This window comes from Kitasatospora sp. NPDC096204 (assembly GCF_044763205.1).
Classification (GTDB): domain Bacteria; phylum Actinomycetota; class Actinomycetes; order Streptomycetales; family Streptomycetaceae; genus Kitasatospora.
In genome coordinates this window covers 26,470-43,760 of the sequence record NZ_JBIWFT010000001.1, presented here as the reverse complement: position 1 = coordinate 43,760, position 17,291 = coordinate 26,470, and the positions used below count along the sequence as shown (strand labels likewise).

General features: G+C 73.6%; 5 protein-coding genes. 1 reads left to right on the top strand and 4 read right to left on the bottom strand.

Annotation, left to right across the window (positions count from 1 at the left end; genetic code table 11):
• Nucleotides 1–15: 15 nt before the first annotated feature.
• From ACIQ87_RS00095 to ACIQ87_RS00080, 4 genes are all read right to left on the bottom strand, one after another.
• Nucleotides 16–1,755 (bottom strand): phytoene desaturase family protein, encoded by a 1,740-nt coding sequence (locus ACIQ87_RS00095; RefSeq protein WP_402399126.1) that lies wholly within the window; start codon nt 1,753–1,755, stop codon nt 16–18.
• Entirely contained in the window at nt 1,742–10,987 is a 9,246-nt protein-coding gene (locus ACIQ87_RS00090) for an amino acid adenylation domain-containing protein (protein WP_402399123.1), read from the bottom strand. Before ACIQ87_RS00090 ends, ACIQ87_RS00095 begins: the two co-directional genes overlap by 14 nt.
• 72 nt (nt 10,988–11,059) lie before the next feature.
• Nucleotides 11,060–11,917: a sterol desaturase family protein gene (locus ACIQ87_RS00085; RefSeq protein ID WP_402399120.1), complete on the bottom strand. Its 858-nt coding sequence runs from the start codon at nt 11,915–11,917 to the stop codon at nt 11,060–11,062.
• A 309-nt stretch (nt 11,918–12,226) separates the two neighbouring features.
• The gene (locus ACIQ87_RS00080; RefSeq protein ID WP_402399117.1) at nt 12,227–13,660 is read right to left on the bottom strand and encodes a helix-turn-helix domain-containing protein; all 1,434 of its coding nucleotides are present in this window, start codon (nt 13,658–13,660) and stop codon (nt 12,227–12,229) included.
• A 357-nt stretch (nt 13,661–14,017) separates the two neighbouring features.
• On the opposite strand from ACIQ87_RS00080, the gene ACIQ87_RS00075 reads away from it, so the two are divergent.
• A complete protein-coding gene (locus ACIQ87_RS00075) occupies nt 14,018–17,224 on the top strand; it encodes a M28 family peptidase (RefSeq protein ID WP_402399114.1) in 3,207 nt (1,068 codons plus the stop codon).
• Nucleotides 17,225–17,291 lie beyond the last annotated feature (67 nt).

Here is a 17,291-nt window from a genome sequence, read left to right as displayed (position 1 = left end):
CGGTCGTCGTCCCGCTCACTCCGCCACTCCCACTTCCGCCACTCCGGCCCCCGCCACTCCCGCGTCCGCCACGGCCGGGTCCGGCAGGGGCACGGTGGCCCGGCCGAGTTGCGGCAGGCGGCCCCACTTGCCCGGGTGCCAGGGTTCCCGGTTGTCGCTCGGCCAGGCCCGGAACGGCCGGCCGAGCTCCTCGCACAGGTACTGCGCGGCGAACCGCCCGCTGGTGGCCGCCCGGATCAGCCCCCCGAGCGAGGCCCACTGGCCCGCCATGGAGAAGCCGCTCAGCCCGGGCAGCCGCATCCGGTCCCGGTTGACCAGCCGGTTGGCGGCGTCCTCGGCCTCGGAGAACGCCTGCCAGGCGAGGATGCTGCCGTAGGTGTTCCCGGTGAACCGCTCGGTGGTCACCGGCGATGCCACGTCCACGAGTTCGATCCGCCGGCCTAGCTCGGGGTACGTCCGCTCCAGGAACTCCCGGACGAACGCGGCGACTTCCTGCTTGCGCGCCCGGTAGGCCCGGCGGTCGCTGCTCCGCAGGTCCTTCCAGGAGCGGTAGTCGCTGAAGTAGGTGCAGTGCAGCACCGACTTGCCCGGCGGCGCGAAGCCGTCCGCGTAGGAGGAGCGCAGTTGCACCACCAGGCTGCGCTGGAGCGAGCCGGGCAGCCGCTCGCCGTCCTCGGGCGTCAGCAGGTAGGTGGTGCTGTGCGGCTCGCCCTCGGGCAGCGGGCCGTCGATGCCGACGAAGGCGGAGACCACGGACGGGTACAGGTTGCCCGGCTTGTCCAGCAGTTCGCCGTACAGCTTCTCGGTGGCGGGGCTGGAGTAGCGGCCCTCCAGCAGCCGGTCGAGCACCGTCGGGCCGTCGCAGGCGGCCACCACGTGGTCGGCGAAGTGCCGTGAGCCGTCCTTGAGTTCCACCCCGATCGCGCGCCCGTCCTCGACCAGGACGCGCTCCACCCGGCAGCGGTAGCCGATCGCCCCGCCGAGCGAGGTGTAGCGCTCCTCCACCGATCGGGCCAGCCCGAGCGAACCGCCCTGCGGGAAGCCCGCGTTGCCGTTGTGGGCGGCCGCCAGGGTGTAGAGGTACGGCAGCAGCGGGAAGCCGGCGGGCTCCTGGAGGAACATGTTGGGGAAGGCCCGCCGCAGCAGCGGGTCCTGGAAGCGCTCCGCGAAGCCGCTCATCGGGGTGGTCGCGGTGCGCCAGAACAGCCGGAAGGCGGGCAGCACGGTGCGCAGGGTGCGCAGCCGTTCCGCCGTGGTGCGCAGCGGCGGCGGGGTGAGGTCCCAGGGCAGATCGATCGCGGCGTAGCGGCGCAGGTCCCGGCAGAACTCCCGGATCGGCTTGGCGTCGCCGGGCGCGAGGTCCAGCAGGTGGGCCTCCAGTCGGTCCGGGTCGCCGTAGAAGGTGACGGCCCGGCCGTGTTCGTCGACGACGCGGTTGAAGGTGTCGAAGAGGGTCACCGACTTGCCGTCCAGGGCGCCGAGTTCGCTCCAGACCTGGTGCGCTCCGGTGCCCTCGGCGGTGCCGATCAGCCAGTCGATGCAGTAGTCGAACAGGTAGCCGTGCCGGGACCACGCGGTGCAGCAGCCGCCGGGCAGCACGTGTTTCTCGAAGATCCGGGTCTCCAGGCCGCTCATCTGCGCGTAGCAGCCGGTGGCGAGGCCGGCCAGGCCGGCCCCGATCACGATGACCCGGGGCGGGCCGCCGTCGGCCCGCTCCCGGTCGGACCAGTCCGGTCCGCGGTCAGCCGAGGACATCGGCGGTGCCTCCGGCCAGGATGGCGCCCGCCAGTTCGGCGTTGCGGGCGGCGAACTCCCCGTCGAGCATCTCGGCGTGGACGCCGTGCCCGACGTACACCGCGGTGCCCGTGGTGGAGGCGCCGTGCCAGGAGCCCGGTTCGCCGCCCAGGTGCACGGAGAGCCGTTCCTGCTCGCAGACCACGTCCAACTGGGCCCTGACCGTTCCGGTGTTGGGGGTCCGGCTGCTGAACTCCAGGTAGTCCCTGGCCTGTTCGAGGGTCTCCTGGGCCACGATCCGGGAGCCGGTGTGACGGTGCAGGTGCTCGTGGAGTTCACGTTCGAAGACGGCCAGATGCTCCTCGCCGAGGTCGAAGGCCTCGGTGACCCGGTAGGCGTCCAGCAGCAGCACCGAGGCCACGGTGCGTCCGCGTCGCTCCAGCTCCTTGGCGACCTCGAAGGCGAGGTTGCCGCCGAGCGAGTAGCCGAGCAGGACGTACGGCCCGGCGGCGTGCAGCTGCTCGACCAGGTCCGCGTAGCGGGCGGTCTTGTCGTCGCCGGTCAGGTAGTTGAAGGAGGCGATCCGGTGCTCCGGCAGGTGCGCGGCGAGCTGCCGGTAGACCAGCCCGTGGCCGCCGGCCGGCGGGAAGCAGAAGACCGTACGGTCCTCGGGCGCCCCGGCGTTGAACCAGAGGTAGGCCTCGCCGCCGGCCAGCTCGCCGGTGATGATCTGCTCCACGGTGCGGGCCATTCCGTGCAGGGTGGTGACCTTGAACAGCTGGCCCACCGGGATGCTGATGTTGAACTCGCTCTGGAGGTGGTGGATCAGCTCGATGAGCCGGATCGAGCTGCCGCCGAGTTCGAAGAAGTCGTGCTGGAGGCCGACCTCGTCCAGTCCGAGCAGGTTCTGCCAGTGCTCGGCGACCCTCGTCTCGTAGAGCGTGACGGGCGGTTCGTGCTGGGCCCCCGCGGTGTCGGCCTTCGGCTCGGGCAGGGACGCGAGGTCCACCTTGCCGTTCGGGGTGAGCGGCAGGGCGGGCAGCTCGGTGAGGTAGGAGGGGATCATCACGGTGGGCAGGTGCTCGGCCAGGTGGCGGCGCAGTTCGCGGCGGTCCAGCACGGTGCCCTCGACGGGCACCACGTAGGCGGCGAGGGCGGCCTCGCCCCTGGCGTCCTGGCGGACCGCCACACAGGCCTGGGCGAGCTCCGGGCGGGCGGTGAGGTGGGCCTCGATCTCGCCCAGCTCGATCCGGTGGCCGCGGACCTTGACCTGGTTGTCGATCCGGCCGAGCAGGTGCACGGTGCCGGCGGTGTCCCAGTGGCCGAGGTCACCGGTGCGGTAGAGCCGTACCGGCGTTCCGTCGAGGTCCAGGGTGCGGAAGCGCCGGGCGGTCTGCTCCGGGTCGTTGGGGTAACCGAACGCGACGCCCGCGCCGCCGATCCACAGCTCGCCGGGCACGCCCACCGGGACGGGCTCGCCGTACGGGTCCAGGACGTACACTGCGCTGTTCGGGAACGGCCGGCCGATCGGCACCATCCGGCCGGGCTCCAGCCCGTCGGTCGCGCCCTCGTAGTAGGTGCTGTCGACGCTGGCCTCGGTCAGCCCGTAGGAGTTGACCAGCCGGGTCCGCGGACCGCACAGGGCGCGCACCCGCTGGTGCTCGGCGGCCTTCCAGGAGTCGGAGCCGACGATCAGCAGCCGCAGGAAGTCCAGCGTCAGCCCCTCGCGCTCGCAGTGGGCCAGCAGCGCGCGGGCCACGGCGGGCACGAACTCGCCGCCGTCCACGGCCTCCTCGCGCATCACCCGGTACAGCCGGGCGGTGTCGAAGAGCAGCTCGCGGTCGACCAGGACGAGGGTGCCGCCGGTGCTGAGCGCCCGGGCGAGGTCACCGGAGAAGACGTCGAAGGCGGTGCCGGCCATCTGGAGGTGCACTCGCACGTCGGTGTCCAGCCGGTACTCGGCGCGCCAGCCGGCGGTGACGGCGGCCAGGTTGCGGTGGTCGACCCTGACCCCCTTCGGGCGGCCGGTGGAGCCCGAGGTGTGGATCAGGTAGGCGGCCCGGTCCGGGTCGGCGGCGGGCAACGGTACGGCGCCCCCCAGCACGGGCCGGTCCAGGGCCTCCAGGGTGACCGGTTCGGCGGGCAGGTCGGCCGCGAGCGGGCGCCGCTGGTCGACCACCACCAGCGCCGCTCCGGCGTCCGCCACCTGGTGGGCGAGCCGGTCGGCCGGGTGCCCCGGGTCGAGCGGCAGGTAGGCGGCGCCGGCCCGCCAAATCCCCAGCAGGGTGGTGATCAGCTCGGGTGACTTGTCCAGGCAGACCGCGACCACCGAGCCCTCGCCGACGCCGAGTTCGCGCAGCCGTACGGCGGTGCGCTGGGCCTGCCGTTCCAGTTCGGCGTAGGTCAGCCGGCGGACGCCGTCCCGGCCGGGCGCGACCACCGCGACGGCCCCCGGCCGCTCGGCGGCGGCCTTGGCGATCAGCTCCGGCACCGGGGTGCCGTGCTCGATCCGGCGCTCGGCGCCGCTGAAGGCAGTGAGGATCCGCCGCCGTTCGGCCTGGCCCAGCATCCGCAGCCGCCCGACCGGCTCGCTCTCGCCGGCGCTGGTCATGGCGTCCAGCAGGTTGCGGTAGTGCTCGGCCAGCCGCTGGACGGTGGCGGGGTCGAAGAGGTCGGAGTTGTACTTGAACACGCAGTGGAAGCGGCCGTCCGCGCGGTCCTCGTAGGCGGACAGTGTGAGGTCGAACTGTCCTTCCTCCTCGGGGAGTTCGATGTAGTCCAGGCGGTAGCCGAAGCGCTCCACGGCGACCTTGTGGGTGAGCAGGATGAACATCGCCTGGAACACCGCGGAGCGGCTCGGGTCGTGCTGGAGGCCCAGCTGCTCGACCAGCAGCGGGAACGGGTACTCCTGGTTGTCCAGCCCGCCGAGCACGCTCTCCCGCACCCGGGCCAGCAGCTCGGCCACGGTCGGCTCCCCGGCCAGGCTCACGTGCAGCGGCAGCGGGTTGACGAAGTAGCCGTAGACGGAGGCGAACTCCTCCTGGGTGCGGCCGGTGACCGGGCTGCCGACCACGATGTCCTGCCGCCCGGACCACCGGTGCAGCAGCAGGTAGTAGGCACTGAGCAGCACCATGAACGGGGTGGCGCCGTTGGCTCGGGCCAACTCGTGGACCCGGCCGGTGAGTTCCGCGTCCAGCCGGAAGAACTCGGAGGCGCCGTTGTGGGTCTGGACGGCCGGGCGCGGCCGGTCGGTGGGCAGTGCCAGCACCGGCATCTCGGCCGGCAGGTGGCCGCGCCAGTAGTCGAGCATCCGTCGGGCCTCGGGGCCGGCCAGGAAGCGGTTCTGGCGGTTGAGGAAGTCCAGGTAGCGGGCGGGCACCGGGGGCAGGTCCGGGGTGCGGCCCTGCCGCAGCGCCTCGTAGACCTCGAACAGTTCCTCGATGAAGGTGAAGGTGGAGATCGCGTCCGAGACGATGTGGTGGACGGCCTTCATCAGCACCCAGCGGTCCGGACCGCGCCGGAACAGCCGCAGCCGCACCAGCGGGTCCTCGGCGAGGTCGTACGGCCGCCGGTACTCGCGGACGATCAGGTCGTGGATCTCCTCCCACGGCCGGCCCTCGACGTCGAACAACCCGGTGTCGGCCTCGACCTCCGCCCGGATGCGCTGGACCGGCCGGCCCTGCTCGGCGGTGAAGGCCGCGCGCAGTTCGGGGTGCCGGGCCACGAGGTGGCGGAAGGCCTCGAACATCAGCTCCGGGTCGAGTTCGGCGCGGACCTCGACGGCGCCGCCGATGTTGTACGCGAAGCCGTCCGGGTGCAGCAGCCGCAGGAACCAGAGCGCCTGCTGGTTGTGGGTGAGCGGGAAGCGGGACTCGTCGGTGTACAGCTCCACCTCCGCCTCGGCCGGGCCGCCGTCGGCGGCGAGCCGCTCGGCCAGTCCTTCGGTGAGCAGGTCCACCAGGTCGCCGACGGTGCCGTTGCTGAGCAGGGCCACCACCGGCAGGGCGACGCCCAGTTCGCCGTGCACCCGGGCGCGCAGCTCCATCGCGAGCAGCGAGTCCAGGCCGTGCGCGCCGAGTCTGGTCTCCTCGTCGATCCGCTCGGCGCCGATCCGCAGCACGGCCGCGGCGGCGGCGGTGAACCGTTCGGCGACCAGTTCCCGGCGGGCCTGGGGGCCGGCCGCGCGGTAGGCGTCGAGGAAGCCGCCGGTCTCGGCCGGGGCCTGCTCGGCGGCGCTCGCCGCCAGGTCGGCGACCAGCGGTGGCGGCGCCGGGTACCAAGCGAGGAAGGTCGGCCAGTCGACCACGGTGGCGACCAGCAGCTGGGCGCGGTCCTGGCCGAGGACGCGCTCCAGGACGGCCGTTCCGGCGTCCGGCGGCAGGGAGCTCATGCCGCGGGCATCGCGGTAGTGGGCGACCAGGCCCAGCTCCTCGATCATGCCGGTGGCCCACGGGCCCCAGTCCAGGCTGAGCCCCGGCAGCCCTTCGGCCCTGCGGTGGTGGGCCAGGGCGTCCAGGAAGGCGTTGCCGGCCGCGTAGTTGGTCTGCCCCGCGGTGGTGAGCAGCGAGGCGACGGAGGCGAACAGCACGAAGTGGTCGAGCGGTTCGTCGCGCAGCAGCCGGTGCAGCAGGTGGCCGCCGATCACCTTGGGGGCGTAGCCGGCGTCGAAGGCCGGACGGTCCATCTGGGCGAGCAGGGTGTCCCTGACCTGCCCGGCGAGGTGGAACACGCCTCGGATGGGCGGGAGTTGGCGCTGCCGGTAGTCGGCGAGCCAGTCCGCGAGGGCGGTCTCGTCGGTGACGTCGACCTGGGCGAGCAGGGGTTCGGCGCCGAGCGCCTGGAGCTCGCGCAGGAAGGCGATCCGCTCGCCGGCGGGGGTGTCCGGGTCGGTGTGCGCCCACGCGGAGCGCTCGGGCAGGGCGGTGCGGCCGACCAGGATCAGCCGCCGGGCGCCGCGCCGGACGAGCGTGCGGCAGAGCAGCCGGCCGAGGGCACCGAAGGCGCCGGTGACCAGGTAGCTGCCGTCGGGGCGCAGGACGGGCGGCAGCGGGCGGGTGAGGCCCTCGGCCTGCCGCAGCCGGCTGGTGAGCCGGGCGCCGGCCCGCAGGGCGATCTCCTGCTCGTCCCGGGCGACGAGTTCGGTGAGCAGCGCCTCGGCCTGGTCCGCGGCGTCGACGGCCGGGTCGAGGTCGATCAGGGTGCCGCGCTGGGCGACCAGCTCCTGCTGCCACAGCACCCGGCCGATGCCCCAGGCGGGGGCGCCGAGCGGCTCGACCCGGTCACCGGGGGCGGCGGGCTGGGTGCCCCGGGTGACGATGTGCAGCCGGCCGTCGGGGCGGGCGGCGGGCAGGGCCTGGGCGAGGGTGATCAGGGAGTAGGCGCCGAGGGTCGCGAGCGGGCCGAGCCGGTCGGCGCCGGCGGTGGCCAGGGCGGGCTGGTCGAGGTTCCAGAGGTGGACGACGGTGCCGAAGCCTGGGTCGAGGTCGGCGAACAGCCGCCGGACGTCCTCGGCGGAGTCGGGCCGGACGGTCGAGTGCCCCTCGCCGTGCCGGTACTCGCCGCCGGGCCGGACCAGGTGGCAGCGGGCGCCGCGAGCGGCGGCCAGTGCGGCGAGCCGCTCGCCGAGGCCGCCCTCGTCGGCGAAGAGCAGCAGGTCTCCGGGGTCCTCGTCGGCGGCCGGCCGGGCGGCTTCGACCCAGCCGACCTCGGTGAGCCAGCCGTCGATGGTGGCGAGCCCGACGGAGGCCGGGGCCTGGGCGACGTCGGCGACCCGGAAGCCGGTGACCCTGCCGACCGGGGTGCCGTCCTCGGTGTACAGCGCGAGGTCGCCGACGAGCTCCTCACCGCTGTCCCGGGTGACGGTGGCGTGCACCCAGAGCGGGCGGTCGCCGATCTCGTCGAGCCGGACCTCCTCGATCGAGACCGGGAGCCGGACGCTGCCGTCCTCGGGCGTCTCCAGCCGGGTGGCCAGCAGGGTCTGGAAGCAGCCGTCCAGCAGCACCGGGTGCAGGTGGTGGTCGGCCGCGTCCGCACCGAGCTGCGGCGTCGGCCTGACCCGGGCCAGCGCCTCGCCGGGGCCCGTCCACACCTCGGCGATGGCCTGGAAGGCGGGCCCGTAGTCGTAGCCGCGCTCGGCCAGCCGCCGGTAGCAGTCCGGGCCGTCGAGGTGCCGCCCCCGGGCGCGCAGGGCGTCCACGTCGAGCGCGGGTCCGTAGGAGCGGCGCTGGCCGGTGCGGACGCGGCCGCTCGCGTGCACGCTCGGCTCGCCGCCGGCCGGGGTGGAGGCGACGGTGAAGCGGGCGTCCTCCGGCGCGTAGCCGAGCTGGACGGGGACGGGCTCGCTCTCGGAGAGGAACAGGGCCCGGTTCAGCTCGACCTCGGCCAGCGTCACCTCGGTGCCGCCGGTCAGCGTGCGGACGGCCTGGGCGGCCATCTCCAGGTACCCGGCGGCCGGGAAGACGACCTGGCCCTCGATCCGGTGGTCGCTCAGGTAGGGCAGCCGCTCGGGGTCGAGCGCGCCGGTCCAGCCGGGCTGGGCGCTCGCGGTGCGGCGGCCGAGCAGCGGGTGGTCGAGCTGCCCGAGCCGGACCTGCTCGACCGGCTTGGGCTCCACCCAGTAGCGGTCACGCCGCCACGGGTAGGCCGGCAGCGGCACCGGGCGGCCGGCCGGGTGCAGCGCGTCCCAGTTCAACTCGACGCCGAGGGTGTGCAGTTCGGCGAGGCTGCGGGCGAGGCGCTCGGGCTCGTCCTGCTGCCGGCGGATCGACGGCACGGTGTGCGCCTGCTCCGCGCACTCGCGGATCGCGTGGCCGAGCACCGGGTGCGGGCCGAGCTCCAGGAACAGCCGGTGGCCGTCCTCGGCCATCCGCTCGACGGCGGCCCGGAAGCGGACCGGGTTGCGGACGTTCTGCCACCAGTACTCGCCGTCCAGCTCCGGCCCGCGGGCGAGCCCCTCGCGGGCGGTCAGGTAGAGCGGCAGCCGCGCCTCCTGCGGCTTGATGGCCGCGAGCGCGGCCACCAGCTCGTCCCGGATCGGGTCCATCCGCACGCTGTGGTAGGGGACTTCGACGTCCAGCAGGCGGGCGAAGACGCCCTGCTGCCGCAGTTCCTCGGCCAGTTCGCCCAACACCTCGGCGTCCCCGGCCAGGGTCACCGCGGAGGGGCTGTTGACCGCGCCGAGCGAGACCTCGGAGCGGTACGGGCGGATCCGGCGCTCCGCCTCGGCCTCCGGCAGGCCGACCGCGAGCATGGTGCCGGTGCCGGCCAGGCGCTGTTGGAGCCGGCTGCGGGCGAGCACCACCCGCACGGCGTCGGCCAGGTCGTACACCCCGGCCTCGTGGAACGCGGCGACCTCGCCGGTGCTGTGCCCGACCACGGCGTCGGGGCGCAGCCCGTGGCTCCGCCAGAGCGCCGAAAGGCCCACCTGGACGGCGAAGTTCGCGGGCTGGGCCAGCCAGGTCTCGGCCATCCGGGAGTCCGCCTCGTCACGGCCCAGTTCGGTCAGCAGCGACCAGTCGGCCTGCGCGCGGATCTCCCGGTCGACGGCCTGCACGGCCTCCCGGTAGACCGGCTCGTGCTCGTACAGCCCCCGGCCCATCCCCCACCACTGCGGGCCCATGCCGGTGAACACCCAGGCCAGCCGGCGCTGCCCGCGCTCCCGGGCGCGGCCCTGGACCACCCGGGGGTGCTCCTCGCCGCGCCCGTACGCGGCGAGCGCCTCGTCCAGGTCCTCCCGGGTGGAGTAGACCACCCCGAGCCGCTCGGGGAGGTGCTGACGGCGGTGCGCCAGGGTGTGGCCGAGGTCGGCCGGGGACGCCCCGTCGGCGAGCTCCTGCCGTAGGGCGGCGGCCAGTTCGGGCAGTCCGGCGGTGTCCTTGGTGCTCAGCGGCAGGACCGTGCGGGCCGGCTCCGCCGCCGGTCCGGCCGGGGCGGGCCGCGGCGGCTCCTCCAGCAGGACGTGGGCGTTGGTGCCGCCGAAGCCGAAGGAGTTGACGCCGGCGCGGGCCGGGCCCCGGTGCTCGGGCCAGTCCGTCGGGGCGGTCGGGATCTCGAACGGCAGCGCGTCCAGGTCGATGCCGGGGTTGGGCCGCTCCAGGTTGAGGTGCGGCGGGATGCGGCGGTGCTTGATCGCGAGCGCGGTCTTGATCAGCCCGGCGACGCCGGCCGCCGCCTCGGTGTGCCCGATGTTGGTCTTGACCGAGCCGACGTAGCAGCGGTCCCCTGCTCGCCGGCCGATGCCGAGCACCCGGCCGAGGGCGGCGGCCTCGATCGGGTCGCCGACCGGGGTGGAGGTGCCGTGCGCCTCGACGTACTGGAGGCTGCCGGGTTCCACCCCGGCCTCGGCGCAGACCCGCTCGATCAGGGTGACCTGGGCGTCCGCGCTGGGGACGGTGATGCCGTTGGTGCGGCCGTCCTGGTTGACGCCGGTGCCGAGGATGACGGCGTGCACCGGGTCCCCGTCGCGCAGCGCGTCGGAGAGCCGCTTGAGCACGACCACGCCGACGCCCTCGGCCCGGACGTAGCCGTCGGCGGAGGCGTCGAAGGCGCGCGAGCGGCCGTCCGCGGAGAGGAAGCCGCCCTTGGTCTCGGCGATCGTGTACTGCGGCGCCATGTGCAGCAACGCCCCGCCGGCCAGGGCGAGTTCGGTCTCGCCGCGGAGCAGGCTCTGGCAGGCGAGGTGGACCGCGACCAGCGAGGAGCTGCAGGCGGTGTCGATCGAGACGCTGGGCCCGCGGAAGTCGAAGCAGTGCGAGATCCGGTTGGACACCATCGTCATCATGGTGCCGGTGGCGGTGTGCGCCGCGATGGTGGCGAAGTCGAGGTCGGCGAACTGGAGGATCTTCCAGTCGAGGGTGAAGGCGCCCATGTAGACGCCGACTTCCCGGCCGGCCAGCTCGCCGGGGCGCAGGCCGCCGTCCTCCAGGGCCTCCCAGCTGACCTCCAGGAGCTTGCGCTGCTGCGGGTCCATGTGTTCGGCCTCGCGCGGGCTGATCCCGAAGAAGTCCGGGTCGAAGGTGTCGAATCCGTCGATGTATCCGCCCCGGCCGCCGATCAGCCGTCCTGGCTTGGCCCGGTCCCGACTGCCCAGCGTTCCGGTGTCGTAGCGGTCGGCGGGCGTCTCGGTGAGACAGTCCCGGCCCTCGATCAGGTTGCGCCAGTAGGAGCGGTGGTCGTTGGCGTGTCCCGGCAGGCGGCAGCCGATACCGGTGATCGCGATGCGTTCGCGGGGCGCGGCGAAGGGCGAGGAGGTCATGATCCAATCCGGGGGTGACGGCGTGGCGCCGGGGACACGGGCAAGTGGGAGCGGCCTCTCGGGGGCCGGAGTTCAGACGGACTGCTCGGTGGTCTTCGCCCGGCGCCAGGGGTGCAGCAGGGTGGCGCCGAGTTCACCGGTGGCGGGGAACGCGGCCGGGTCGGTGAGGCCGACGGCCTTCGGCACTCTGCCGGGCCGCCAGGTGAAGCTCCCGAACACGTGGTCCCAGAGCGAGAGGTCGGAGGCGTAGTGGCCGGCTTCGGCGAGGTCGGTGCTGTGGTGCAGGCGGTGGAGTTCCGGCCCGGCCAGGACGTGGCCGAGCGGACCGATGCGGACTTCGATGTTGGCGTGGACGAAATACCCCTGAGCCAGGACGAATATTCCGACCACGAACACTGAATCCGGCGAGAATCCGATCAGCGCCAGCGACAGTTGAACCACGGACTGCGCGACGAGCACGTCCAGGAAATGATTCACGCCGTTGTTCGCGACGTTCACCTTGTCCGGGACGTGGTGCACCCCGTGCAGCCGCCAGAGCCACCGGTTGCGGTGGGACCAGCGGTGCACGAGGTAGTCGCCGAGCGATCCGACCAGCAGCGCGAGTGGGATCTCCATCGCGAACGGCAGCGCCGGGTGGGCCGGGCCGAGCACCTCCACCAGCGTCGCCACCAGCCCCTGGGCCAGTGCCCCGCCGACCATGCTCAGCACGAAGTAGACGCTGTACCAGCCGAGTTCACGTCGGCTCGGGTGCCAGTCGATCCGGTACGGGATCACCCGTTCCAGGACCGCCAGATATCCGAGGACGGCGACCAGGAAGAGCGGGGAGACCCGGTCCGGCGCCCAGTGGAAGTGCAGGGTCGCGACGGCCGTGCACAGCACACCCAGGAGCAGGAGCGGATGGGCGAGCCGGCGGGCAATGGCTGACAGCACGCGCCCCCCGTTCTTCGCGGACTAACGACTGGAAACGTCAGAGACTCTAGCGGCAGACACGCGCCGTGACAGTCATTCGACGTGTTAACTCCATGAATGACCCGATCGGCGGACTATACGCTCGCGAAGTTGACGTTTGTACGGCGCGAAAGGGGCGCATTTTCGAGAACAAGCGAGAGTTGACGGTGTGACAGAACCGCTGTGCGGTGTTCCGGGCGCTGGTGCGCCCCCTCCCGCGCCGCCGCGCGCGGCTCCCGATCCGGCCACGGGACGGCGACCGCCGCCGGGTGCTTCCTGAGCTCCGCCGGGTCAGGAGCGGGCCGGCTCCGCCAACCGGTGTGCGGCGCGGGGCGCGTGCGCCGCGAGACGATCGCGCAGACCGCGCAGTTCGTACTCGACCAGCGCGGGCAGGGCCGTCGCGCCGGTCGCCTCCAGGGCCGGGCCGAGCAGGTCGACGGCCGTCGCCGGGTCGTGCGCGCAGACGTGGCAGTCCGCCGCCCGGACGATGAAGAGGAGGCGGCTGGAGGGAAGTTGGTCCGGGCCGAGCAGGCCGAGCGCGGTCTCGGTGGCGTCCAGCGCCCGGCGGGCCAGCCGGGGGTCGTCGGTGGCCGCGGCGAGGTCGCGCAGCGCGGCGGCCGCGGCGGACTCGACCCGCATCCGCATCGAGGCAATGGAGAGCCAGGGCACGTCGACCTCGTCCTGCGCGCCGATGTGATCCAGGTGCGCCCGGGCCAGGCCGATCTGACGGACGGTCGCCCGCACGTCGCCGGTGAGCGCGTACGCCCGGGCCCGGCTGATCCGGCCCATCGCCCCGGCCCAGTGCCGGCCCGGCGCGACCTGCTCGATCTCGCGGGCGTAGCCGAGGGCGGCGACCGGGTCCCCGTCCAGCCGGGCCAGGATGCTCATGTCGCTGAGCGTGCCGACCTGGGTGGCCTGGTCCGCGGCCAGCCCGGCCCAGGTGAGGGCGCGGTCGTAGCTGGCCATCGCGGTGGCGTTGCGGCCGTCCTGCATCCGCAGCGCGCCGGCCGCGTGGGCGTGCTCGGCGGCCAGCCGGACCAGCGGGCCGCGCTGCGCGGCGGGGGCGGTGGCCAGCCGGGCGAGCACCGCGCGCAGGGTGCGCTCGACGGCGGCGGCCAGGCCCGGCCGGTCGCCGGTCTCGCCGGAGCGCAGGTGGGCGGCGAGCAGCCCGGTCAGGGCGTGCGCGGTGACGGCGTCCAGCGGGCGGGCGGCGGCCCGGCCGTCGGGCGTCTCGGGGGCGCAGAACTCGGCGTGCAGGTCGGCGAGTTCCCCGGGTTCCGGGACCGGACAGCCCTCGGCGCCGTGCAGCGGGCAGAGCAGACCGTAGTCGGGCAGCCGCAGCGGGGCGGGGGCCGGCAGCGGGGAGGGCGGGCCGGCCGGGGCCCCACCCGGCAGCGGGGGCCGGAGCAGGGCGGCCGAGAAGGCGTTGACGTGGCAGAGTTCGGCGCTCTCGGCGCGCTGGCAGGCGGCGCTCAACTCACCGGCGGCACCGAGGAGGTCGTCGATCCGGTCGGCGGTCCTGGGGGTGACCCGGCGGGCACCGTGCTCGATCTTGCTGACCGCGGTGTGGTCGTAGCCGATCCCGGCGCCGAGCTGCGCCTGGGTGAGACCGGCCCGGCGCCGCCAGTGCCGCAGCCGGGCGCCGAACTCCCGCCAGGCCTCCTGGCCCCGGCCGGTCGGCGGTGCCGGCACCGCCGCCGCGGGGGCCACACGGTTGCGCTGCACGGCTGCCTCCCCGGGCGCGTCGTCCCCGGCCGCTCGCACGGCCCGCCGACGATTCCAGTGGTTCCGACGACTCCGATGACGAGGACGGTACTCGATCGACACCCGCTCCGTACATGACGTGGTCTCAACCACCTGAGGAAAACCCCAGCTTGACGCAAAGGAGGGCCTGCCGCCTTGACGGAATTTGCCAACTCCTTGCCGTGAGCGCACCAGGCATTGACCTGGGCATGACGTCGTGTGAGTGTTCGGGCACCCGAGCGCGGACGGCCCGCACGGCCGTCCCCCGGACGCGGCCCTGCGGTGCGCCACCAGCCCTGGTCGTCCGCGGTCGAGGACCCCCACATGCGAGGAGCCTCGATGCAACGCAGAGTTTCCGCAGGCCGGTTGCTGACCACCGCGACCACCCTGACCGTACTGGCCGGCATGATCGCCGCCACCGCGGGCCCGGCCGGCGCCGCACCCGCCCCCTCCCCGACCCCGCCCAGCGCCCTGGCCGCCGCGGTGAACGCGGCCGACGCCGCGGCCGCGGCCGGGCTGGACGCCCTGGCCAAGGGCCCCGACGAGACCTACGAGCGCAAGGCCGTCACCCCGTGGGTGGGCGGGCTGTACTCGGTGGCGTACGAGCGCAGCTACCGCGGCCTGCCGGTGGTCGGCGGTGACGCGGTGGTCCTGGCCGACGGGCAGGGCAAGGTCCGCGCCCTCCAGTCGGCCGCCCCCGGCCCCGTCGGCGGCTCGGTCACCCCGCAGGTCGGCGCCGACCAGGCGGAGCGGACCGCCCGCACCGAGCTGGCCGCCGTGGACTCGGTGGAGTCCCGCCGCCTGGTCGTCCGGGTCAAGGACGGCAGCAGCCGCCTCGCCTGGGAGACCGTCCTCAAGGGCCGCACCGAAACCGCGCCCAGCCGCCTGCACGTCTTCGTCGACGCGGCGACCGGCGAGGTCGTCGACAGCTACGACGACGTGCGCGCGGGCACCGTCAACAGCGAGTGGAACGGCCCCTCCCCGGTCACCATCAGCACCACCGGCTCCGGCGGCTCGTATTCGCTGCGCGACCCCAACCGGCCGGGCCTGTCCTGCTCCGACTACAGCACCGGCCAGGTGTTCTCCAAGTCGAGCGACTCCTGGGGCACCGGCAGCGCCTCCAGCAAGGAGACCGGCTGCGGGGACGCCATGTTCGCGGCCCAGAAGGAATGGGACATGCTCCGCGACTGGCTGGGGCGCAACGGGCACAACGGCAACGGCGGCAGCTGGCCGGTCAAGGTCGGCCTCAGCGACGTCAACGCCTACTGGGACGGCTCGACCATCTCCATCGGCCACAGCCAGGCCAACAAGTGGATCGCCGCCATCGACGTCGTCGGCCACGAGTTCGGCCACGGCATCGACCAGTACACCCCCGGCGGCGCCAACAACGAGTCCGGCCTGGGCGAGGCCACCGGCGACATCATGGGCGCGCTCACCGAGGCCTACGCCAACGAGCCCGCCCCCTACGACTCCCCGGACTACACCGTCGGCGAGATGATCAACCTGGTCGGCAACGGCCCGATCCGCAACATGTACAACCCCTCCCTGGTGAGCAACAACCCCAACTGCTACTCGGCGTCCATCCCGCAGACCGAGGAGCACGCGGCGGCCGGCCCGCTGAACCACTGGTTCTACCTGCTCGCCGAGGGCTCCAACCCCGGCGGCGGCAAGCCCACCAGCCCCACCTGCAACAACTCCTCCGTCACCGGCATCGGGATCAAGGACGCCGGCCGGGTCTTCTACGGCGGCATGCTGCTCAAGACCAGCGGCATGACCTACAAGCGCTACCGCACCGCCACCCTGACGGCGGCGAAGAGCCTGGACGCGAGCTGCACCTTCTTCAACCGGGCCAAGGCCGCCTGGGACGCCGTCAGCGTCCCCGCGCAGAGCGGTGACCCGACCTGCACGCCGTCCGGCAGCAACGACTTCTCGCTCTCGCTCGGCCCGGCCTCCGGCTCCGTGCAGCCCGGCGCCTCGACCTCGTCGACCGTGAGCACCGCCGTCACCTCCGGCACCGCCCAGACCGTCGGCCTGACCGCCTCCGGCCTGCCCGCCGGCGTCACCGCGAGCTTCAACCCCTCGTCGGTGCAGGCCGGTTCGTCCTCGACGCTGACCCTCTCCGCCTCCGCGGCGGCCGTGGCCGGGACGTACCAGATCACCGTCACCGGCACCGCCGGCGCCACCACCCACACCGCCCAGTACGGTCTGACCGTCGGCGGCGGGGGCAACCCCGGCGGGCCCGCACCCGACATCGACGTCGCCAGGGTCCAGGCCCACCTGTCCCAGCTGAACAGCATCGCCAACCAGAACGGCGGCCACCGCCGGGCGGGCAGCGCCGGACACAGCCAGTCGCTGGCGTACATCAAGGGCAAGCTCCAGGCCGCCGGCTACAGCGTCACCGAGCAGACCTGCACCTCCTGCACCTACCAGTCCAACAACCTGATCGCCGACTGGCCCGGCGGCCCGTCCGACCAGGTCACCATGTTCGGCGCCCACCTGGACAGCGTCTCGGCCGGGCCCGGCATCAACGACAACGGCTCCGGCTCGGCGACCCTGCTGGAGAACGCGCTCGTGCTCGCCCAGCAGAACCCCGGCCTGACCCGGCACGTCCGGTTCGCCTGGTGGACCGGCGAGGAGCAGGGCATGCAGGGCTCGCAGTCCTACGTCGGCCAGCTGAGCTCCGCCCAGCGCTCCGCGATCAAGGCGTACTACAACTTCGACATGATCGGCTCGACCAACGCCGGCTACTTCATCAACAACCTCAACTCCACCGCCGCCGCGCCGATGAAGGCCTACTGGGACTCGCTGAACCTCAAGCCGGAGGAGAACGTCGAGGGCCAGGGCCGCTCGGACGACTACTCCTTCCAGCAGGCCGGCATCCCGACCTCGGGCTACGCGGCCGGCGCCAGCGACACCAAGACCTCGGCGCAGGCTGCCAAGTGGGGCGGCACCGCCGGCCGTTCCTACGACTCCTGCTACCACTCGTCCTGCGACACCACCGCCAACGTCGACGCGACGGTGCTCAACCGCAACGCCGACGGCGTGGCGTACACCATCTGGAAGACCTCGGTCGGCGGCAGCACGCCCACCAACGACTTCTCCGTCTCGGTGAACCCGACCACCGCCACCGTCAAGCCCGGTGAGACCGCCACCGCGACGGTCGCCACCTCGACCACCTCCGGGTCCGCCCAGACGGTCAACCTGACCGCCTCGGGCGCCCCGGCCGGCGTGACGGTCTCCTTCAACCCGTCCTCGGTGCAGTCCGGCGGCTCGGCGACGCTCACCGTCGCCACCTCCGCCTCGACCGCCGCCGGTACCTACAGCATCACCCTGACCGGGACCGGCTCGGCCACCCACAGCACCAGCTTCTCCCTGGTGGTGGGCAACGGCCCGACCGACCCGGGCGGTACCTGGACCCCCGGCACCACCTACCAGGCGGGTGACGTGGTGACCTACAACGGGGTCGGCTACCGCTGCCTCCAGGGCCACACCGCCCAGGTCGGCTGGGAGCCGCCGATCGTGCCCGCGCTCTGGCAGCAGGTGTGATCAAGGTGCTCTGACACCCGGTGAAGCCGCTGCGCCGCGGTCCGTCGAGGGGGACGGGCCGCGGCGC

What these genes read in the sequence shown, in the direction of transcription:
- ACIQ87_RS00095 (WP_402399126.1), bottom strand. Translation starts at nt 1,755, where the DNA reads ATGTCCTCGGCTGACCGCGGACCGGACTGGTCCGACCGGGAGCGGGCC.
- ACIQ87_RS00090 (WP_402399123.1), bottom strand. Translation starts at nt 10,987, where the DNA reads ATGACCTCCTCGCCCTTCGCCGCGCCCCGCGAACGCATCGCGATCACC.
- ACIQ87_RS00075 (WP_402399114.1), top strand. Translation starts at nt 14,018, where the DNA reads ATGCAACGCAGAGTTTCCGCAGGCCGGTTGCTGACCACCGCGACCACC.